Genomic DNA, 22323 nt, shown 5'->3' on the forward strand with positions numbered 1-22323 from the left:
CCGCAACCCGATTCCATTAGCAAGCCGAATTCAGGCAGGAAACCTCATGACCGACGCGTTCGAACTCCCCAGCACCCTGGTCCAAGCCCTCCAGCGCCGCGCGACCCTGACCCCGGATCGACTGGCCTTGCGTTTTCTCGCGGAAAACCCGGAGCAGGCGGTGGTACTCAGTTATCGCGAGCTGGATCAACGCGCACGCATGATTGCCGCCGCACTGCAGGCTGACGTTGAATTCGGTGATCGCGCGGTGCTGCTGTTCCCAAGCGGTGCGGATTACGTCGCGGCGTTTTTTGGCTGCCTCTACGCAGGGGTGATCGCGGTGCCGGCCTATCCGCCGGAATCCGCGCGCCGTCACCATCAGGAGCGTTTGCTGTCGATCATCGCTGACGCCGAACCGCGTCTGCTGCTGACCAGTGCAGACCTGCGCGATGCCTTGCAGCAGATCGAGGGCGCACCGCCGTTGCTGTGTGTCGACACGCTCGACAAAACACTGGCCGACAACTGGGTTGAACCGAGCCTGCCGCGAGACCATATCGCCTTCCTGCAATACACCTCCGGCTCCACCGCGCTGCCCAAAGGCGTGCAGGTCAGCCATGGCAATCTGGTCGCCAACGAACTGTTGATCCGTCACGGTTTCGGCATCGACGTGAACCCTGATGATGTGATCGTCAGCTGGTTGCCGCTGTATCACGACATGGGTCTGATCGGCGGTCTGCTGCAGCCGATTTTCAGTGGCGTACCGTGCATCCTGATGTCGCCGGCCTACTTCCTCGGTCGGCCATTGCGCTGGCTGGAAGCGATCAGCGAATACGGCGGCACCATCAGCGGCGGGCCGGACTTCGCCTATCGTTTGTGCAGCGAGCGGGTCAGCGAGTCGGCGCTGGAACGTCTCGACTTGAGCCGTTGGCGCGTGGCCTATTCCGGTTCCGAGCCGATCCGTCTCGACACCCTGGAGCGCTTCGCCGAAAAGTTCGCCGCGTGCGGTTTCAGTGAGAGCAGTTTCATGGCCTCGTACGGTCTGGCCGAAGCCACGCTGTTCGTCGCCGGCACCCCGCGCGGCACCGGCATTCCCGCACTGCGCGTGGACGATCAGGCACTGGCACAAAACCGTGCCGAGCCGGGCGCGGGCAGCGCGATCATGAGTTGCGGCATCAGCCAGCCGGAACACGCGGTGCTGATCGTCGAACCCAATTCACTGGAAGAACTCGCCGACAACGCCGTCGGTGAAGTCTGGGCCACAGGCCCAAGCATCGCCCACGGCTACTGGCGCAATCCCGAAGCCAGTGCCAAGACGTTCGTTCAGCACGCCGGCCGTACCTGGCTGCGCACCGGTGATCTGGGCTTTATGCGCGACGGTGAACTGTTCATCACCGGCCGTTTGAAAGACATGCTCATCGTGCGTGGCCACAACCTGTATCCGCAGGACATCGAGAAGACGGTCGAGAACGAAGTGGAAGTGGTGCGCAAGGGCCGCGTCGCTGCATTCGCCGTCACTCAGAATGGCGAAGAGGGCATCGGCATCGCCGCGGAAATCAGCCGCAGCGTGCAGAAAATCCTTCCGCCCGAGGCGTTGATCAAAGCCATTCGCCAAGCTGTGGCTGAGGCATATCAGGAAGCGCCAAGCGTCGTGGTGTTGCTTAATCCGGGCGCGTTGCCAAAAACCTCCAGCGGCAAATTGCAGCGTTCGGCATGCCGCAATCGTCTGGCCGATGGCAGCCTCGACAGCTACGCAGTATTTCCGTCCGCCAGCGATGTCACTGCAAACACAGACGTCAGCGCATCTGAGCTGGAAGCCCTGATCGGCAAGATCTGGGCCGAACAACTCAACCTCAAACAGGTCAATGCCGACGATCACTTCTTCCTGCTCGGCGGCAACTCGATCGCCGCCACGCAAGTGATCGCCCGTGTTCGCGAAGAACTCGCTCTCGAGTTGAACCTGCGTCTGCTCTTCGAGGCGCCGACCCTGTCCGCGTTTGCGGCTGCCGTGGCACAACAGCAACAGGACGGCGGCAGCGCCCAAGGCGCAATCACCGCGCTGTCGCGCAGCGAACCGATGCCGCAATCGCTGGCGCAAAACCGTCTGTGGATCACCTGGCAGCTCGACCCGCAGAGCAGCGCCTACAACATTCCCGGTGCCCTGCGTTTGCGCGGCGAGCTAGACGAAGACGCCTTGCGCACCAGCTTCCAGCAACTGATCGAACGCCACGAATCCCTGCGCACACGTTTCTTCGAGCGCGATGGCGTGGCCCTGCAACAAGTCGCTGCCGCCGCCGAACTCAATCTGCAACTGATCGACATCAACGGCCTGCCAACGGACGAACGTGAAGCTCGCGCCCAACAAATCCGCGAGGACGAAGCGCGTACCCGTTTCGATCTGCAAGCAGGCCCGCTGCTGCGGGTGACGCTGGTGCGCCTCGATGACGAGGATCACCAACTGCTGGTGACCCTGCATCACATCATCGCCGACGGCTGGTCGCTGAACGTGTTGATCGATGAATTCTCGCGCCTGTACGCCGCTGCCTCGCAAGGTGCGACGGCCAGCCTCGCGCCGCTGCCAACCCAATACGCCGACTACGGCAGTTGGCAGCGCCAATGGCTGACGCAAGGCGAGGGCGAGCGACAACTGGCGTACTGGAAAACGCAGTTGGGGGACGAGCATCCGGCCCTGGAGCTCGCCACCGATCACCCCCGCTCGGCGCAAAAAAAACACAACGCCGCGCGCCATACAGTGCGTCTGGACGCGAGCCTTAGCGATGCGATCCGCAATACGGCGCAAGCGCATCAAGCGACGCCGTTCATGCTGCTGCTTTCGGCATTCCAGAGCCTGCTGCATCGCTACAGCGGTCAGCGCGACATTCGCATCGGCGTGCCCAACGCCAACCGTCCGCGCCTGGAAACCCAGGGCCTGATCGGCTTTTTCATCAACACCCAAGTGCTACGTGCAGAGATCGATTCGCGCTTGTCGTTCGTTGAACTATTGGCCCAGACCCGCCAAGCCGCACTCGGTGCCCAGGCGAATCAGGATCTGCCGTTTGAACAACTCCTCGAAGCCATCCCGCAGGCCCGCGAGCAAGGCTTGTTCCAGGTCATGTTCAACCACCAGCAACGCGACTTGAGTGCACTCAAGCGTCTGCCGGGTCTGCTTGCCGAAGAATTGCCTTGGCACAGCCGCGAAGCCAAATTCGACCTGCAACTGCACAGCGAAGAGGACCGCAATGGGCGCCTGACGCTGTCGTTCGACTACGCCAGTGAGCTGTTCGAGGCGGCAACCATCGAGCGTCTGGCCGAGCATTTCAGCCACCTGTTGCGCGAAGTCTGCGAACGCCCGGAGCAAGCCATCGGTGATCTGCAACTGCTGACCACCCGCGAGCACGATCAACAACAAGACTGGGGCGTTGCGCCATGTGCCCCGGCGCGACAATGGCTGCCGGAACGGCTCAACGAACAGGCACGCCTGACGCCAGAACGCACCGCGTTGGTATGGGACGGTGGCAGCCTCGATTTCGCCGAATTGCACACCCACGCCAACCGTCTCGCGCATTACCTGCGCGATAAAGGCGTCGGCCCGGATGTCTGCGTGGCCATCGCCGCCGAGCGCTCGCCGCAACTGTTGATTGGCCTGCTGGCGATCATCAAGGCCGGTGGCGCCTACGTGCCGCTGGACCCGGATTACCCCGCCGATCGTCTGGCCTACATGCTTAGCGACAGCGGCGTCGAATTGCTCCTGACCCAAACCGAATTGCTCGGCCGTTTGCCGGCCAGCGACGGCGTCAGCGTGATCGCCATGGATGCCTTGCACCTGGAAAACTGGCCGAGCCAGGCACCGGGTTTGCACCTGCACGGCGACAACCTCGCTTACGTGATTTACACCTCGGGTTCCACCGGTCAACCGAAAGGCGTCGGCAACACCCATGCAGCACTGGCCGAGCGCCTGCAATGGATGCAGGACACTTACGCGCTCGATGAAACCGATGTGCTGATGCAAAAGGCCCCGATCAGTTTCGACGTGTCGGTGTGGGAATGCTTCTGGCCGCTGATCACTGGCGCACGTCTGTTGATCGCCGGCCCCGGCGAACACCGCGATCCGCATCGCATTGCGCAGCTTGTGCAAGCGTACGGCGTGACCACACTGCACTTCGTGCCACCGCTGCTCTCGCTGTTCATTGATGAACCACTGAGCGCCGAATGCACCAGCTTGCGCCGGCTCTTCTCCGGCGGTGAAGCGCTGCCGGCCGAACTGCGTAACCGCGTGCTGGCGCAATTGCCAGCGGTGCAATTGCACAATCGCTACGGCCCGACTGAAACCGCTATCAACGTCACCCACTGGCATTGCACCACTGCCGATGGTGAGCGCTCGCCGATTGGCCGTCCGCTGGGCAATGTGATTTGCCGCGTGCTCGACGCCGATCTCAATCCGGTGCCGACCGGTGTACCGGGTGAGCTGTGCATCAGCGGTATCGGTCTGGCTCGCGGTTACCTCGGCCGCCCTTCGTTGACTGCCGAACGTTTTGTGGTCGATCCGCTGGGCGAGAAGGGCGCACGGTTGTACCGCACTGGCGACCGCACGCGCTGGACCGCCGATGGCGTGATCGAATACCTCGGCCGTCTCGATCAGCAGGTCAAACTTCGTGGCTTCCGCGTCGAGCCGGAAGAAATCGAAGCACGTCTGCTCGCCCAGGACGGCGTCGCCCAAGCTGTGGTGCTGGTGCGCGAAACCGCTGCCGGCGCGCAACTGATTGGCTACTTCACCGCGAACGATTCCAGTGAAAATCCTGACGAGCAAAACGCTCGCCTGAAAGCGGCTCTGGCCGCCGAGTTGCCGGAATACATGGTCCCGGCGCAACTGATGCGTCTGGACGAAATGCCGCTAAGCCCCAGCGGCAAACTCGACCGCCGCGCCTTGCCCGAGCCGCAATGGCAAGTGCGCGAACACGTCGAACCAGTGACTGCACTGGAAAAACAGATCGCCGCGATCTGGCGCGAAGTATTGGGTATGGCGCAGGTCGGCTTGCACGACGATTTCTTCGCGCTCGGCGGTCACTCGCTGCTGGCCACGCAAATCATCTCGCGCACCCGTCAGGCCTGCGACGTCGAGCTGCCGTTGCGGGCCTTGTTCGAACACAGCGAGCTGGCTGATTTTGCCGAGCAGATCCGCCTGATTCAGGCCAGCGGTCGCACCAACAAGCAGCCGCCAATCGCCAAGGTCGATCGCAGCAAGCCAGTGCCGCTGTCGTACTCGCAACAGCGCATGTGGTTCCTCTGGCAAATGGAGCCGGACAGCCCGGCGTACAACGTCGGCGGCATGGCGCGTCTACGTGGCGTGTTGCACGTCGAGCGTTTCGAGGCCGCGCTACAAGCGCTGATCCTGCGTCACGAAACCCTGCGCACCACGTTCCCGAGTATCGACGGCGTCGCCCGCCAGCAGGTGCATGCCGAGACCGGCGTGCGCATGGGCTGGAAGGATTTCTCACAACTCGCCGCCGATGTGCGTGAGCAAAAGGTGCAGCAACTGGCCGATGAAGAAGCCCATCTGCCGTTCGATCTGGAAACCGGCCCGCTGCTGCGCGCCTGTCTGGTGAAGACCGCCGAGCAAGAACATTACTTCGTCCTGACTTTGCACCACATCGTCACCGAAGGCTGGGCGATGGACATCTTCGCCCGCGAACTCAGCGCCTTGTACGAAGCCTTTGTCGACGATCGCGATTCACCGCTGGAACCGCTGCCTGTGCAGTATCTCGATTACAGCGTCTGGCAGCGCAACTGGCTGGAGTCCGGCGAGCGTCAGCGTCAACTCGACTACTGGACGGCACAACTCGGCCGTGAACATCCGCTGCTGGAATTGCCCGGCGACCGTCCGCGTCCACCGGTGCAAAGCCATCAGGGCGAACTGTTCCGTTTCGATCTGAGCGACGATCTCGCCGCGCGGGTTCGGGCATTCAACGCGCAAAACGGTCTGACCCTGTTCATGACCATGACCGCCGCACTCGCCACACTGCTTTACCGCTACAGCGGCCAGACCGATCTGCGCATCGGCGCGCCGGTGGCCAACCGCATCCGCCCGGAAAGCGAAGGGCTGATCGGTGCGTTCCTCAACACCCAAGTGCTGCGTTGCCAGCTCGACGGCATGATGTCGGTCGGCGAGTTGTTCGAGCAGGTGCGTCATACCGTGATCGAAGGCCAGTCCCATCAGGATCTGCCGTTCGATCATCTGGTTGAAGCCTTGCAGCCACCGCGCAGCGCGGCTTACAACCCGCTGTTCCAGGTGATGTGCAACGTACAGCGATGGGAGTTCCAGCAGAGCCGCATGCTCGCGGGCATGACCGTCGAATATCTGGCTAACGACGCGCGGGCGACCAAGTTCGACCTCAATCTGGAAGTCACCGACCTTGACCATCGTCTCGGTTGCTGCCTGACCTACAGCACCGATTTGTTCGATGAACCGACCATCGCGCGCATGGCCAGGCATTGGCGCAACCTCCTCGAAGCGCTGATCGCTGATCCGCAACAACGTCTCAGCGAATTGCCGCTGCTCGATCAGCCCGAGCAACAGCATCTGCTCGACAGCCTTGGCATCGAGCCGGGCGAGCATCGCCTCGACCAGTGCATTCATCACCTGTTCGCCGAACAAGCGCTGGCGCGCAAAGACGCCCCGGCCCTGACTTTCGCCGGGCAGACCCTGAGCTACGCCGAACTCGATGCCCGCGCCAATCGTCTGGCCTGGGCCCTGCGAGAGCGTGGTGTCGGCCCGCAAGTGCGGGTCGGTCTGGCGCTGGAGCGTTCGCTGGAAATGGTCATCGGCCTGTTGGCGATTCTCAAGGCTGGCGGTGCGTATGTGCCGCTGGACCCGGAATACCCGCTCGACCGTCTGCATTACATGATCGAAGACAGCCGTATCGGTCTGTTGCTCAGTGATCGCGCGATGTTCAAAGCCCTTGGCGATCTGCCGCCGAGCGTGGCGCGCTGGTGCCTGGAAGAGGACAGCGCGGCGCTTGCTGATTACCCGGCCACTGAGCTGCCGTTTATCAGCCTGCCGCAGCATCAGGCGTACCTGATTTACACCTCCGGTTCGACCGGCAAGCCGAAGGGCGTGGTGGTCTCCCACGGCGAAATCGCCATGCACTGCCAAGCCGTGATTGCGCGTTTCGGCATGCGTCCGGACGACTGCGAACTGCACTTTTATTCGATCAACTTCGACGCCGCGACCGAGCGTCTGCTGGTGCCGCTGCTCAGTGGCGCGCAAGTGGTGCTGCGAGCGCAAGGTCAGTGGGACGCGGAAGACATCTGCGGTTTGATCCGTACGCATAAAATCAACGTGCTCGGTTTCACCCCGAGCTATGGCAGCCAGTTGGCGCAGTTCCTGTCGACGCAAAACGAGATCCTGCCGGTGCGGATGATCATCACCGGCGGCGAAGCGCTGACCGGTGAACACCTGCAACGAATTCGCGCGGCGTTCAAACCGACGATGTTCTTCAATGCCTACGGCCCGACGGAAACGGTGGTCATGCCGCTGGCCAGTCTGGCGTCGGAGGTTTTGGAAGAGGGCGCCGGTAGCGTGCCGATCGGCAGCGTCATCGGCGCGCGTGTCGCGTACATTCTCGACGCCGATCTGGCACTGGTGCCGCAAGGCGCGACCGGTGAATTGTTCGTCGGTGGCGCCGGTCTGGCCCAGGCCTATCACGATCGTCCGGGCATCACTGCCGAGCGCTTTGTCGCCGACCCGTTCGCCACGGATGGCGGGCGCATGTACCGCACTGGCGATCTGGTGCGCCAGCGTGCCGATGGCCTCGTGGAATACCTTGGGCGGATCGACCATCAGGTGAAAATCCGGGGTTTCCGTATCGAACTGGGCGAAATCGAAACGCGCCTGCTCGATCACGATTCGATCCGCGAAGCCGTGGTGTTGGCGCTGGATGCGCCGAGTGGCAAGCAATTGGTTGGTTATCTCGTCACCGACGTCGCCGAGCAAAGCGAAGCGCGGCAGGCCGAGCTGCGCGACGCACTGAAAGCGCACCTCAAGGCGCAACTGCCGGATTACATGGTGCCGACGCACCTGATTCTGCTGGCGAGCATGCCGCTGACCGCCAACGGCAAACTCGACCGCCGCGCCTTGCCGGCGCCGGATCCTGAACTCAATCGTCAGGACTACGTCGCGCCGAGCAACGAACTTGAGCAGACTTTGGCGCAGATCTGGTGCGAGGTGCTCAACGTTGAACAGGTTGGCCTCAACGATAACTTCTTTGAACTGGGCGGCGACTCGATTCTGTCGATTCAAGTGGTCAGCCGCGCACGTCAGCAAGGCATTCATTTCAGCCCGCGTGATCTGTTCCAGCATCAGACCGTACAGACATTGGCCGCAGTGGCCAGTCGTACCGAGCAGGTGACGGCCGAGCAAGGATTGGTGGTTGGTGAGTCGCGTCTGACGCCGATTCAGCACTGGTTCTTCGACACTGAAATCCCTCAGCGTCAGCACTGGAACCAGGCGTTGTTGCTGGAGCCGACTGTGGCGCTGCAACCGCATCGCCTTGAGCAGGCGTTGCTGGCGGTGATTGATCAACACGATGCCTTGCGTCTGCGTTTCGCCGAGGTCAATGGCGAATGGCAAGCCACGCATCAACCGGTGCCCGACGTCGCTGTGCTCTGGCAGGTACGCGTCGCGTCGATGGACGAGTGCGAAGCGCTGTGCGCCGATGCCCAACGCAGCCTGGATCTTGCGCAAGGCCCGTTGTTGCGTGCCGTCCTGGTAGACGGCCCTGAAGGTCAGCAACGCCTGTTTATCGCCATCCATCACTTGGTGGTCGACGGCGTGTCGTGGCGCGTATTGCTCGACGATCTGCAAACCGTGTATCGCCAACTCGACGCCGGACAAGCCGTGCAACTGCCGGCGAAAACCAGTGCCTTCAAGGACTGGGCGGCGCGTTTGCAGGCCTACGCCGGCAGCGAATCCCTGCGCGAAGAGCTCGACTGGTGGCAGACCCAATTGGCCGGCCCAAACGCCGATCTGCCTTGCGAAAATCCCCAGGGCGGGCAGCAGAATCGCCATGCGCAAACCGTCAGCGTGCGCCTCGATGCCGAGCACACCAAACAGTTGCTGCAACAGGCTCCAGCCGCCTACCGCACGCAAGTCAATGACTTGCTGCTGACGGCATTGGCCCGCGTACTCTGCCGCTGGAGCGGGCAACCGTCGGCGTTGATTCAACTGGAAGGCCACGGCCGCGAAACCCTGTTCGACGAGATCGACCTGACCCGTACCGTCGGCTGGTTCACCAGTGCCTATCCAGTACGCCTGACCCCGCACAACATCGAAGACGCCGTCGGGCCGGGCGCTTCGATCAAGGCAATCAAGGAGCAACTGCGTGCGGTGCCGCACAAAGGCCTCGGTTATGGCGTACTGCGTTATCTCGCCGATGACCTCAGCCAGCGCAGCATGGCCGCGCTGCCGAACGCACCGGTCACCTTCAACTACCTCGGCCAGTTCGACCAGAGCTTCGCCAGCGATGCGCTGTTCCGTCCGCTCGATGAGCCGGTCGGTGCCGCCCACGATCCGCACGCGCCGCTGCCCAACGAGTTGAGCATCGACAGTCAGGTCTACGGCGGTGAATTGCTCCTGCGCTGGACCTTCAGCGGCGAGCGTTACGAGGCGCAGACTATCAACGATCTAGCCGATGCTTATATCGGTGAACTGCAAATCCTGATCGCCCATTGCCTGCAAGACGAGGCCGGTGGCCTGACGCCCTCGGACTTCCCGTTGGCCAGACTGACTCAGGCACAACTCGATGCCTTGCCGGTGCCCGCCGCGCACATCGAAGACGTCTATCCGCTGACGCCGATGCAGGAAGGCATGTTGCTGCACACTTTGCTCGAACCGGGCACCGGTCTGTACTACATGCAGGATCGCTACCGCATCAACAGCGAACTTGACCCCGAGCGTTTCGCCCAGGCCTGGCAAGTGGTGGTCGCCCGTCACGAAGCGTTGCGTGCCTCGTTCTGCTGGAACGTTGGCGAAGACATGCTGCAAGTGATCCATACGCCGGGCCGTACGCCGATCGAGTATCTGGACTGGAGCGCCATCGCCGAAACCGAGCAGGAACCGAAGCTGCAAACGCTGCTGAAAAACGAGCGCGAGGCCGGTTTCGATCTGCTCAATCAGGCACCGTTCCACCTGCGTCTGATCAAGGTCGGTGCGGCGCGATACTGGTTCATGATGAGCAACCACCACATCCTTATCGATGCCTGGTGCCGCTCGTTGTTGATGAACGACTTCTTCGAAATCTACACCGCCCTCGGTGAAGGTCGCGAAGCGCAGTTGAGCGTGCCGCCGCGTTACCGCGATTACATCGCTTGGCTGCAACGCCAGAGCCTGGCCGAAGCGCGGCAGTGGTGGCAGCAGAATCTGCAGGGCTTCGAACGCACCACGCCGATTCCGAGTGACCGTCCGTTCCTGCGTGAACATGCCGGCGAAAGCGGCGGCATGATCGTCGGCGATTGCTACACCCGCCTCAATGTCGAGGACGGCGCGCGACTGCGGGAACTGGCGCAGGCCCATCAACTGACCATCAACACCTTTGCCCAAGCAGCGTGGGCTTTGGTACTGCGGCGCATGAGTGGCGATCGTGATGTGCTGTTCGGTGTGACCGTGGCCGGGCGCCCGGTGGAAATGCCGGAAATGCAACGCACGGTCGGCCTGTTCATCAACAGCATCGCCCTGCGGGTGAAGATGCCTGAGGACGATCAGCGCAGCAGCGTGCGTCAGTGGCTCAGCAGTTTGCTCGACAGCAACATGCAGCTGCGCGAGTACGAATACCTGCCGCTGGTGAACATTCAGGAACAGAGCGAATTGCCGAAGGGCCAGCCGCTGTTCGACAGCCTGTTCGTCTTCGAAAACGCCCCGGTGGAAGTCTCGGTACTCGATCGCGCGCAGAGCCTGAATGCGACTTCGGACTCCGGCCGTACCCACACCAACTTCCCGCTGACGGCGGTGTGCTACCCGGGCGATGACCTCGGTCTGCACCTGTCGTATGACCAGCGTTACTTCGACGAATCGACCATCGAGCGCATGCTTGGCGAGTTCAAGCGTCTATTGCTGGCGCTGGTCGATGGCTTCCATGGCGACATGGCCGATCTGCCGCTGCTGGGGGCTGAGGAACAGGACTTCCTGTTGCACGGTTGCAACCAGAGTGCCCAGGATTATCCGCTTGAGCAGAGCTACGTGGCGCTGTTCGAGGCGCAGGTCGCCGCGCATCCGCAACGCATCGCCGCCAGTTGCGTTGATCAGCAGCAGAGCTATGCCGAGCTGAACCAGAATGCCAACCGCCTCGGTCATGCACTGGTCGCCGCCGGCGTGCAGATGGATCAACCGGTGGCGTTGCTCGGCGAACGGAATCTGGATCTGCTCGGCATGATCATCGGCAGCTTCAAGGCGGGTGCCGGCTATCTGCCGCTGGATCCGGGCCTGCCCAGTCAGCGTCTGCAACGCATCATCGAGCTGAGCTGCACGCCGGTGCTGGTCTGTAGCGTCGCGTGCCGCGCACAGGCGCAGGCCTTGCTGGATGAATTCAGCTGTGCCAATCGTCCGCGTTTGCTGGTGTGGGAAGAGATTCAAGCCGCGACACTGTCGGCGCAGAATCTGGGCATTTACAGCGCCCCGGACAACCTCGCTTACGTGATCTACACCTCGGGCTCCACCGGCCTGCCGAAAGGCGTGATAGTCGAGCAGCGCGGCATGCTCAACAACCAGTTGAGCAAGCTGCCGTATCTGCAGCTGAGCGAGGCCGACGTGATTGCGCAGACCGCTTCGCAAAGTTTCGATATCTCAGTCTGGCAGTTCCTTGCCGCACCATTGTTCGGTGCACGCGTGGACATCGTGCCGAACACCATCGCTCACGATCCGCAGGGATTGCTGGCGCATGTGCAGGCGCAGGGCATCACCGTGCTGGAGAGTGTGCCTTCGTTGATTCAGGGCATGCTCGCCGCGGATCGCCTGAGCCTTGATGGCTTGCGCTGGATGTTGCCGACCGGTGAAGCAATGCCGCCGGAGCTGGCGCATCAATGGCTGCTGCGTTACCCGGACATTGGTTTGGTCAACGCTTATGGCCCGGCGGAGTGCTCGGACGACGTCGCGTTCTTCCGTGTCGACATGGCGTCGACGCGCGGCAGTTATTTGCCGATCGGCACGCCGACCGACAATAACTTGCTGTACCTGGTCGATGGCGCGCTGGAGTTGGTGCCGTTGGGCGCGGTGGGTGAGTTGTGTGTTGCCGGGACCGGCGTCGGACGCGGTTATGTCGGCGATCCGCTGCGTACTGCGCCAGTGTTTGTGCCGAACCCGTTCGGTGCGCCGGGCGAGCGTCTGTATCGTACCGGTGACCTCGCGCGGCGTCGCAGTGACGGTGTGCTGGAGTACGTTGGCCGGGTCGACCATCAGGTGAAGATTCGCGGTTACCGCATCGAACTCGGTGAAATCGAAGCGCGCCTGCATGAACAACCGGAAGTGCGCGACGGCGCGGTCGGTGTGCAGGAAGGCGTCAACGGTAAACACTTGGTTGGCTATCTCGTCGCCGCCGACTCCGCGCTCAATCCGAGCGAACGTCTGGAGCGGATCAAACAGCGCCTGCGTGCCGAATTGCCGGAATACATGGTGCCGCTGCACTGGTTGTGGCTTGAGCAGATGCCACTGAATGCCAACGGCAAACTCGATCGCAAAGCCTTGCCGGCGCTGGAGATCGGCCAGTTGCAGAGCGAGGATTATCTGGCCCCGCGCAACGAACTGGAGCAGACCCTCGCGCAGGTCTGGGCCGAGGTGTTGAAGGTCGAGAAGGTCGGTGTGCGCGACAACTTCTTCGAGCTGGGCGGGCATTCATTGCTGGCTACGCAGATCGCTTCGCGGGTGCAGAAAACCCTGCAACGTGATGTGCCGCTGCGGGCGATGTTCGAGTGCAGCACGGTGGAGGAGCTGGCCGAGTACATTGATGGACTGGCGGCGAGTGACATCACCGAGGAGAAGGTCGATCGGTTGAATGATCTGATGGCGGCGCTGGAGGGGCTTTGATTCTCTCGTGCCGGCACTGGCCTTATCGCGAGCAGGCTCACTCTACATTTTGGAATGCGTCCCCCTGTAGGAGTGAGCCTGCTCGCGATTGGCGACCGTACATTCACCTACATTTCCAGGGTTGACGACCAGCAACCGGCAGCTCAGTCTGCCGGTTCTCTTTTTTGTCGCGGAGGTGGTCGATGCCTTTTTTCACGGTGGACGGACAAGCGCTGCATTACATTGATCAAGGCACCGGGCCGGCGGTATTGCTGGCTGGCAGTTATTTGTGGGATCAGGCCATGTGGGCGCCGCAGATTGCCGCGCTGTCGCCGCACTATCGGGTGATTGCGCTGGACCTGTGGGGCCATGGTGAATCGGGACGCTTGCCTGAAGGCACGACATCCCTGGACGACATCGCCCGTCAGGCGCAAGCCCTGCTTGATCATCTGGATATCGACCGCGTCACGTTGGTCGGGCTGTCGGTCGGCGGCATGTGGGGCGTACGTCTGGCGTTGTCGGCACCGCAGCGCATCAACGGTCTGGTGCTGATGGACACCTACGTCGGCGTCGAGCCGGAACCCACCCGGCAATACTACTTCTCGCTGTTCAAGCAGATCGAAGGCACCGGCGAAATTTCCGAGCAATTACTGGATATCGTCGTACCGATTTTCTTCCGTCCGGGCATCGATCCACAGTCGGCGCTGTATCAGGGTTTCCGCGCGAAACTGGCGGCGTACTCCTCGGATCGACTGCGCGAAAGCATCGTGCCGATGGGGCGTATCACCTTTGGTCGTGACGACCTGTTGCCACGGCTGGGCGAATTGAACGCAGCGACCACGCTGGTGCTGTGTGGCGATCAGGACAAGCCACGACCACCGTCGGAAGCTAAGGAAATGGCTGAGTTGATCGGTTGCCCGTGGGTGCTGGTGCCAGAGGCGGGACATATCTCCAATCTGGAGAATCCCGAGTTTGTCACCGAGGCGTTGTTGACCTTCCTCGGCGACCGCAACCGTTAGACCGAGTGATCTTCAATCGCGAGCAGGCTCACTCCTACATTTGGAGGGCATTCCCCTGTAGGAGTGAGCCTGCTCGCGATGGGGCCAGTCCAGGCACCGTAAATTATTTAGGCCCGAGAATCTTCGCCAACTTGTCCGGCGAAGGCGCGCCTTGCTGCTGTTGCAGCTCGCCCTTGTCATCCATATAGAAAATCGCCGGCGTCGCCTGCAAATCCAGGTCTTCCATCAACTGCATGTTCGCCGCCAGTTTGCTCTGCACTGCCACCGGAATATCTTTCAGGGCCTTGAGCGAGCTGCCCTTGCCAGCCTTTTCGTGATCTTCCAGGGCCTTGGCCGGATCTTTCGCAGCGAGCAACGCCGCGGATTTGCCCGGGCTGTCCTCGCGGATGATACCGACCATGATGTGGCGCAACTGCACCTTGCCGGCCTTGACCCATGGCCGTGCCTGTTCCCAGAACATATTGCAGTACGGGCAGTTCGGATCGCTGAACAGGTACACCGTGCGCGGTGCATCCTTGTTGCCGTCCTGAATCCAGTTGCTCGCTTCGAACTTGGCCCAGACTTCCTTGGCCATCGGCGCGTAAACCAGTTTTTGCAGTGGTGCGCTACTCAGGTCCTTGCCATCGGCGTCGTACAGATTGCCCAGCAACACGTGTTTGCCATCCGGGGTCAGGTACAGCGCCATGCCGCGATTCTGATACTGCGCCGCATAGCCGCGCAGGCCATCGGGGGCGTCAAACTGGCCGACGATTTTCGCGCCTTTGGCTTCGATCTGCTTGATCGCCGCAGGCAATTCTTCAGCGGCCTGCACCGACGGCAAGTGCAGCAGGGCGGTGCCCAGAGTCAGCGTCAGCAGGTGGCGGAGGCGGGGCATGGCAGTTTCCTTGCAGAGGTGGCCGGTGCAGTGGCCGGGATCGAATTCGGGGTTGGGGTGGCGAAGTTTTCCAGCGCGCGCGCCAGGCTGGCGTTGGACAGCTCGCCCAAGTGGCTGCTCAGCAGTCGCCCGTCAGGGCTATAGAACAGCGTAGTCGGCAAGGCCATGGAACCGACGGCCTGACCCAGCCGACCGCTGCGGTCAAACAGCACGTTGTTGAGGCTCAGGCCCTGAGTTTCGAGAAACGTCGCCACGCTTTGCATGCTTTCGGCCTGATTGACGAACAGGAAGGTCAGGTCCGGGCGTTGCATCTGGGCGTTTTCCAGCACCGGCATTTCGCGCCGGCAGGGTGGGCACCAGGTCGCCCACAGATTAATCACCAACGGACCGCCCTGATAATCACGCAGCTGAATGGTTTCCCCGGCCGCGTTGCGCAGGGTAATGTCCGGCAGGCGCGTGCCTTGTTCATAAAGGTTCAGCGACAGTGTCGCCAACAGCCAGAACGCCACGCCGCTGGCCACACCAAAACCCAGCGGGCGACGCAGACCCGGACGACGCCAGCCGCGATACAGCGCCGCGAGCAACAGCACGATCACGCCCGGCCAGGCGAGGAAGCCACCGTCGCGCAAGTCGATGATCTGCCACAGGTCATTGCGATAGTGCGACCAGTACATCAGCACAAAGGCAATCCGCGCCGCGAGCATGCCCAGCAGAAACAGGCTGAACAATGCCGACTCGGGGTTATCGCCGCCACGCTTGGCCACCCGCCAGCCGACAAAGGTCGCCAGCGCCAGGGCACTGATCAGCAGCAGGTGGTTGAGCGCGATGGCAAAGGTGCCGAGGGTAAAAGTCAGCATTAATGGGCATCTCGGGTGACAGTCCAGTGTTGCAGGAACGTCTCGGCGTCGACTTCGCCGGTGATGCGCTGGCTGCGGCGCTCCAGACCATCAGCACCGATCCAGATGAACGTTGGCGGTCCCGGCACTTTGTAACGGCTGAGCAGTTCAGCGCTGGCGGCATTGTCGTCGGTGACATCAAGCCTGAGCAGGCGCACGTTGCTCAGCGCCTGCATCACGTTGTCCTTACCGAACACCTGCTTCTCCATGATCAGGCAAGACTTGCACCAGTCGGCGTAGTAATCGAGCAGCACCCACTGGCCCTGAGCCTTGGCGGCATCGAGTTCGCGTTGCAGCGCCGCCGGCTCCTTGATCGTGGTGAACGCGTCATGAGCCGATGGCGCCGCCGTGCTGGCGCGGCCGGCACTGTAGACCTGCAACGGTTGATACGGATCATCGCTGCCACCCGCCGCGCCAATCACCAGCACACTGCCCCACAGCCCGAGCAACAGCGAACTGGCGCCGAACAACTGGGCAACGCGGCCAAAACCTTCGGACTGTTTCCAGGCGCAGAACGCGGCGATCAACAGCAGGGCACCGCACAGGCCCAGCCATAACGACGCATCCAGCACCGGGCGCAACATCACCAGCGCGGTGGCGAGGAAGAAGAAACCGAACACGCCTTTGAGCAAGTTCATCCACGCGCCGGGTTTGGGCAGGAAGCCATTGCCCACGGTCACCAGCAACAGCAACGGCACACCGATGCCGATGCCCAGCGAAAACAGAATCAAACCACCGTGCAGCGCGTTGCCGGTCTGCGCGATATACAGCAAAACACCCGCCAGTGGCGCGGTCATGCACGGACCGACCAGCAGGCCGGACAATGCACCGAGCGCTCCGGCGCCGATCACGCTGCCACCGCTGCGACTGCGCGAGGCGTGTTCCAGGCGATCGCGCAGGGCCACCGGCAATTGCAGTTCAAAGAAGCCAAACATCGGCAATGCCAACACCACGAAGATCGCGGCAAAGGTCCCCAGCAGCCATGGATTTTGCAACCATGCCTGCAGGTTTGCGCCGAGCAGCGCGGCAATCACGCCCATCGCCGCATACACCAGCGCCATGCAAATCACATAACTGCCGGCCAGCACGAATCCGCGCCGCGCAGTGGCACCACTGCCGACGACCATACCGGCCAGAATCGGCAGCATCGGCAATGAGCACGGCGCAAATGCCAGCAGCAAGCCGAAACCGAAAAACGCCAGCAAGCTCCAGCCCAACGCGTGTTCTTGCAGGCTGCTGGCCAGGGCTTGATCCGGTGCCTGGTCATTCTTTGTCGTTGTTACCGCTGTTGTCGCCGTTGTGGTCGTGGCTGAGGCTTTACCGCCCAGATCGATGACCCGGGTTTGCGGTGGATAGCACAGGCCGGCATCGGCACAGCCCTGATAACCGACCTTGATCTGCCCCGTGGCCGCGGCGGGAATTTTTATTTCCAGCCCTTGGCGATAGACCGGTTGCTCACCGAAAAACTCGTCGCTGTGGGATTCGCCTTCAGGCAGCACGGGCTGCTGAGCGGCGCTCAGTCCGTCGAATTTCAGGCGTTTCTGGTACAGGTAATAACCGTCGGCGATTTGCCAGAACAACTGGGTTTCACCGGATTCCAGGCGTTCGGAAGTGAGCACGAAGGCCTGATCGACCGGGAGAAATTCCGGTTTTGTCTCAAATGGATTGTTTCCGGCCTGGGCCAGGCTGGAAATCAGCAGAGCAAACAAAAGAAAAAATCGACGCATGGAGGAGCCTTGTCCCAGTGCAAGTGAGGTGCACAATGGGCGGCGGCGATTAACCGATGATTAACCGCCACGCCCTTGTCGCTGTGACGTTCGGGGCATAATGTCAGCTTAATCGGCCAACTGCCTAATCGGCTTTTTTCTACGGGACTCACCATGCACGTACTGGTTTGCGAAGACGATGAGCTGATCGCCAGCGGCATCGTTGCCGGTCTTACGGCTCAGGGTTTGACCGTTGAGCACGTCAACACCGCGTCGAAAGCGCGGGCGATGCTCAAGGTCGCTGAATTCGACGTGATGGTGCTCGATCTCGGCCTGCCCGACGAAGATGGCCTCAAATTGCTGCAACAACTGCGTCAGAGCGGCCTGGAGATTCCGGTGCTGATTCTGACGGCGCGCGACTCGGTCACCGACCGCGTTGACGGTTTGCAGGCCGGCGCTGACGATTACCTGCTCAAACCGTTCGATCTGCGCGAACTGTTCGCTCGTCTGCAAACCCTGTTGCGCCGGGTCGCCGGGCGCAGTGTCAACCTGATCGAACACGGCGCACTGACGTACGACCCGAGCAGTCGCGAAACCACGCTGGCCGGGCAACCGGTGGACCTGTCGCGTCGCGAGCAATCGCTGCTGCAGGCGCTGCTGCACAATCGTGGCCGGGTGCTGTCCACCGAGCAATTGAAGGACAGTGTCTACGGCTTCAACGATGAACTGGAAAGCAACGCGCTCAACGTGCACATCCATCACCTGCGCAGCAAATTGGGTAAAGGCATCGTCGAAACCGTGCGCGGTCTGGGCTATCGCCTCGGCCCGGCGGATGGTGGAGATCAAAGCAAGTGATGAGCCTGCGACTGCGCCTGAGCCTGACCCTCGGCGCTGCGTTTGCGCTGATCTGGGCGCTGGCGGCGGCCTGGATGCTCAGTGACCTGCGCAATCAGATGATGTTTTCCCTCGACCAGCGTCTGGTGGCGTCGGCGCGCATGGTCGCCGGGCTGCTGGAACAGTTGCCGACACTGCCGAGCAAAGGCGAGGGCACGCATTTCAGTGCCGAACAACTGAATATCCCCGGCGGCATGGCCTGCCAGGTCAGTTCGTTGCGCGGTGAAATTCTCGCGCGCAGCCACAACCATCCCGAACAGGCCCTGGAAGCCGAGAAAATGGGCTTCCATGACCAGATGATCGACGGTGCGCCGTGGCGCAGCTTCACCCTGGCGCGGGGCGATGTGCGCATCACCACGGCCGACCGGCAGATCGAGCGCGAAGCCTTGAACATGTCGATCCTGCTGGCGGCGTCGGTGCCGGTGGGCGTGGCGCTGCTCGGCTGCCTGTGCCTGTTGTGGCTGGGCATTGGTCAGGGGCTGGCGCCGCTCAATCGTCTGCGTGAAGCGTTGATGCGGCGCAATGCCGACTCTCTTGAGCCGTTGCAGATCCAGACGTTTCCCAGCGAATTGAAGCCGCTGCTCGAAACGCAAAACCAGTTGTTCCAGCGTATCGGCAAGACCATCGAGCGTGAGCGGCGCCTGACCGGTGACGCGGCCCATGAATTGCGTAGCCCGCTGACGGCGATCAAGACCCATCTGCAAGTGGCGCGCATGACCGACGGCAGCGCCCGCGATCAGTCGCTGGCGCGGGCCGAGGAGGGCGCCGATCGCTTGCATCGCACCCTCGAACAATTGCTGTTGCTGGCGCGGGTCGAGGGCAGTCTGTCGTTCGACGATGGTTCGCAATGCAGCGCCGAGCAAGTGGCACGCCTGGCGATCCAGGACGCTACGGGTGGCGAGCGTCTGCGTATCAAACTGCAACTGCCGGACGAGCTTTCTGTTGCTCCGCTGCAGATGCCGGCCGTGCTGTCGATTGCAGCGCTGCGCAACTTGCTCGACAACGCCCTGCGTCACACGCCTGAGGACTGTGCGGTCGAGCTGAGCCTGGAAACCATTGGCAACCGCGTGCGTTTTGTCGTGCGCGACCATGGCCCGGGCATTGCGCCGGAAGATCTGCAGCACCTGACCCAACGCTTCTGGCGCAACGGCCAGAGCACCGGTTGCGGCCTCGGCCTGGCGATTGTCCAGGCGATCGTTCAGCGCTGCGACTGCGCCCTGCATTTCGACAGCCGCGCGGATGGCCTGCGTGTCGAGTTGACCATGCCGTTGCAAGCCATCTGACCTCACCTCGAATACCCTGTGGGAGCGAGCCTGCTCGCGAAGACGGCGGCACAGTCAGCATCCAAGTAGCTGACAAAACGCTTTCGCGAGCAGGCTCGCTCCCACCAGAGATCATATTCCGGCACATCAAATGTAACTTCTCGACATTCGCTATCCGGCAGGGCCGGGGCTAAGGTCAACGCAGCTTTGACTCAATGGATTGAGGGAACTGCGCCATGGAAGAAATCATCTGCATTCGTCCGGCCCGACTGGCCGACGCTGGCATTATCAGCCGCATCATCGAGCGTTCTATCCGTATCGGGTGTGCGCTGGACCACCGCAACGATCCGCCACGGGTCAGCGCCTGGATCGCTCGGCAATCTGCCGACTTCATCAGCACCCGGCTCGCTGATCCCCACTTCTATTTATGCACGGCTTTACTGGCGGACAAACCGGTCGGTGTCGGCATGGCCCAGGCCAGCGGCGACATTTCCCTGTGTTACGTGCAGCCGGAATCCTTTCGCCGGGGCGTCGGACGGGCGTTGATGCAGGACCTGGAAGGCTGGTTACGGGTTTGCGGGGTGCTTCACGCTGACCTCAAAAGCACGCGCACCGGCCGCGCTTTTTATCGGCGTCTGGGTTATCGCGAGTCAGCGCCGCCCTTCGAATACCAAGGCGTGCAGACCCTGCCCATGCACAAGTCGTTGGCAGCGCCGGTCTGACAACTCGATCACGGGCTAAATCCTCAGGCCCCTTAAGCGTTTCCAGAACAGGAAAACCTGCAAGTGCGCCCCGCGATCGGAATGCGCACCTGCCCGGTGTGCTGTTTTGGTCACTATCCATAGCGTATTGAGGGGTCGAGAGATGTCAGTCGCCACCAGCCTTATCGAAGCGTCGTCGGCCCGGGTCACTTCGGTGCCGGCCGAATCGCTGTATCAGTTCAACGAGTCGCCGTTACTGGCTCGGCAGGCGCGACAGGAGTCCAACGCCCGCAGCTATCCACGGCGCATTCCACTGGCCTTGAAACGCGCCAAGGGCCTGTATGTCGAAGACGTTGAAGGTCGCACCTTCATCGACTGTCTGGCCGGTGCCGGCACGCTAGCGCTGGGGCATAACCATCCGGTGGTGATCGAAGCGATCCAGCAGGTGCTGGCCGATGAGTTGCCGCTGCACACCCTCGACCTGACCACGCCGGTCAAGGACCAATTCGTCCAGGACCTGTTCGGTCTGCTGCCGCCCGCTCTTGCGGGGGAAGCGAAAATCCAGTTCTGCGGCCCGACCGGCACTGACGCCGTGGAAGCGGCGTTGAAGCTGGTACGCACGGCGACCGGGCGCAGCACGGTGCTGTCGTTCTCCGGTGGTTATCACGGCATGAGCCAGGGTGCATTGAGCCTGATGGGCAGCCTGGGGCCGAAAAAGCCGTTGGGTGCCTTGCTCAGCAATGGCGTGCAGTTCATGCCGTTCCCGTACGACTACCGTTGCCCGTTCGGCCTCGGTGGCGCGGCGGGCGTGAAGGCCAACCTGAGTTACCTGGACAACCTCCTCAACGACCCCGAGGCCGGCGTGCAGTTGCCCGCAGCGGTGATCGTCGAAGCGGTACAGGGCGAGGGCGGTGTGATTCCGGCGGACATCGAGTGGCTGCGCGGCTTGCGCCGGATCACCGAGAAGGCCGGCGTGGCGCTGATCGTCGACGAGATTCAGAGCGGTTTCGCCCGCACCGGCAAAATGTTTGCCTTCGAACACGCCGGCATCACCCCGGATGTGATGGTGTTGTCCAAAGCGATCGGCGGCAGCCTGCCGTTGGCCGTAGTGGTTTATCGCGACTGGCTCGACACCTGGCAACCGGGCGCACACGCCGGCACCTTCCGTGGCAATCAGATGGCCATGGCGGCAGGTTCCGCGGTGATGCGTTACCTGGTTGAACACAAGGTCTGCGAACACGCCGCTGCCATGGGCGAACGCCTCAGTGAGCACCTGCGCATCCTGCAACGCGACTACCCGCAACTGGGTGATATTCGTGGTCGTGGCCTGATGCTCGGGGTAGAGCTGGTCGAGCCGAACGGCGCACCGGATGCGCTCGGTCATCCGCCGGCGTTTGCGCGACTGGCGCCGCTGGTCCAGCGCGAATGCCTCAAGCGCGGCCTGATTCTGGAATTGGGTGGTCGGCATGGCGCGGTGGTGCGTTTCCTGCCGCCGCTGGTGATCACTGCCGCCGAAATCGACCGCGTTGCCGAGATCTTCGGGCGCGCTTTGGCCGCTGCTACCGCGGCGCTGTAAATTTTCCGCCGCGCCGAACGTTCTTTCTACATACCCGGCTGCACCCCGCGTGCAGCCCATCCTTACAACGATGGAGAACCAGCATGACGTCAGTATTCGACCGCGAGGACATCCTCTTTCAGGTCGTGGTCAACCACGAAGAGCAATACTCGATCTGGCCGGACTACAAAGCCGTGCCGGAAGGCTGGCGCACCGTGGGCAAGAGCGGCCTGAAAAAGGAATGCCTGGCCTATATCGAAGAAGTCTGGACGGACATGCGCCCGCTGAGCCTGCGGCAGAAGATGGAAGCCCAGGCCGCCGCACAATAAGCGGCCGGGCAAAAAGAAACCCGCTGGACTGATAACAGTCAGCGGGTTTTTTTATGGCTGGAG

10 protein-coding genes are annotated in these 22323 nt (G+C 62.1%); 7 read left to right on the forward strand and 3 right to left on the reverse strand.

The window, feature by feature from the left end; genetic code table 11:
* The first annotated feature begins 46 nt into the window (after window positions 1-46).
* Both ACM6IV_RS23985 and ACM6IV_RS23990 read left to right on the forward strand, forming a co-directional pair.
* Window positions 47-13045, forward strand: a complete 12999-nt coding sequence (locus ACM6IV_RS23985; RefSeq protein ID WP_414871926.1) for a non-ribosomal peptide synthetase — start codon at window positions 47-49, stop codon at window positions 13043-13045.
* 182 nt (window positions 13046-13227) lie between these two features.
* Window positions 13228-14043, forward strand: a complete 816-nt coding sequence (locus tag ACM6IV_RS23990; RefSeq protein WP_414871927.1) for an alpha/beta fold hydrolase — start codon at window positions 13228-13230, stop codon at window positions 14041-14043.
* Between the two features lie 103 nt (window positions 14044-14146).
* Here the strand turns inward: ACM6IV_RS23990 and dsbG are convergent, their stop codons facing one another.
* The 3 genes from dsbG to dsbD are packed head-to-tail and all read right to left on the reverse strand — an operon-like array spanning window position 14147 to window position 17540.
* Window positions 14147-14917 carry a thiol:disulfide interchange protein DsbG gene (dsbG, locus tag ACM6IV_RS23995; RefSeq protein WP_414871928.1) on the reverse strand — a complete coding sequence of 257 codons (771 nt, stop codon included), beginning with the start codon at window positions 14915-14917 and terminating at the stop codon, window positions 14147-14149.
* Window positions 14893-15774: a prolipoprotein diacylglyceryl transferase family protein gene (locus ACM6IV_RS24000; protein WP_414871929.1), complete on the reverse strand. Its 882-nt coding sequence runs from the start codon at window positions 15772-15774 to the stop codon at window positions 14893-14895. The genes dsbG and ACM6IV_RS24000 overlap by 25 nt, the downstream gene beginning before the upstream one ends.
* Entirely contained in the window at window positions 15774-17540 is a 1767-nt protein-coding gene (gene dsbD / locus ACM6IV_RS24005) for a protein-disulfide reductase DsbD (protein ID WP_414871930.1), read from the reverse strand. Before dsbD ends, ACM6IV_RS24000 begins: the two co-directional genes overlap by 1 nt.
* A 153-nt stretch (window positions 17541-17693) precedes the next feature.
* Here dsbD and ACM6IV_RS24010 point away from each other — a divergent pair, with 153 nt between their 5' ends.
* From ACM6IV_RS24010 to ACM6IV_RS24030, 5 genes are all read left to right on the forward strand, one after another.
* On the forward strand, window positions 17694-18374 hold the full coding sequence (locus tag ACM6IV_RS24010; RefSeq protein ID WP_414871931.1) for a response regulator: 681 nt from the start codon (window positions 17694-17696) through the stop codon (window positions 18372-18374).
* Window positions 18374-19696, forward strand: a complete 1323-nt coding sequence (locus ACM6IV_RS24015) for an ATP-binding protein (protein WP_414871932.1) — start codon at window positions 18374-18376, stop codon at window positions 19694-19696. Before ACM6IV_RS24010 ends, ACM6IV_RS24015 begins: the two co-directional genes overlap by 1 nt.
* 215 nt (window positions 19697-19911) lie before the next feature.
* The gene (locus tag ACM6IV_RS24020) at window positions 19912-20397 is read left to right on the forward strand and encodes a GNAT family N-acetyltransferase (protein WP_414871933.1); all 486 of its coding nucleotides are present in this window, start codon (window positions 19912-19914) and stop codon (window positions 20395-20397) included.
* Window positions 20398-20539: 142 nt separating this feature from the next.
* Window positions 20540-21952: an aspartate aminotransferase family protein gene (locus tag ACM6IV_RS24025; RefSeq protein WP_414871934.1), complete on the forward strand. Its 1413-nt coding sequence runs from the start codon at window positions 20540-20542 to the stop codon at window positions 21950-21952.
* 83 nt (window positions 21953-22035) lie between these two features.
* Complete coding sequence (locus tag ACM6IV_RS24030) at window positions 22036-22260, forward strand: MbtH family protein (protein WP_007917715.1); 225 nt, start codon at window positions 22036-22038, stop codon at window positions 22258-22260.
* Window positions 22261-22323: the final 63 nt, after the last annotated feature.

Origin of the sequence: Pseudomonas sp. IT-347P (assembly GCF_949768005.1) — a bacterium.
In the GTDB taxonomy this organism is placed as follows: domain Bacteria; phylum Pseudomonadota; class Gammaproteobacteria; order Pseudomonadales; family Pseudomonadaceae; genus Aquipseudomonas.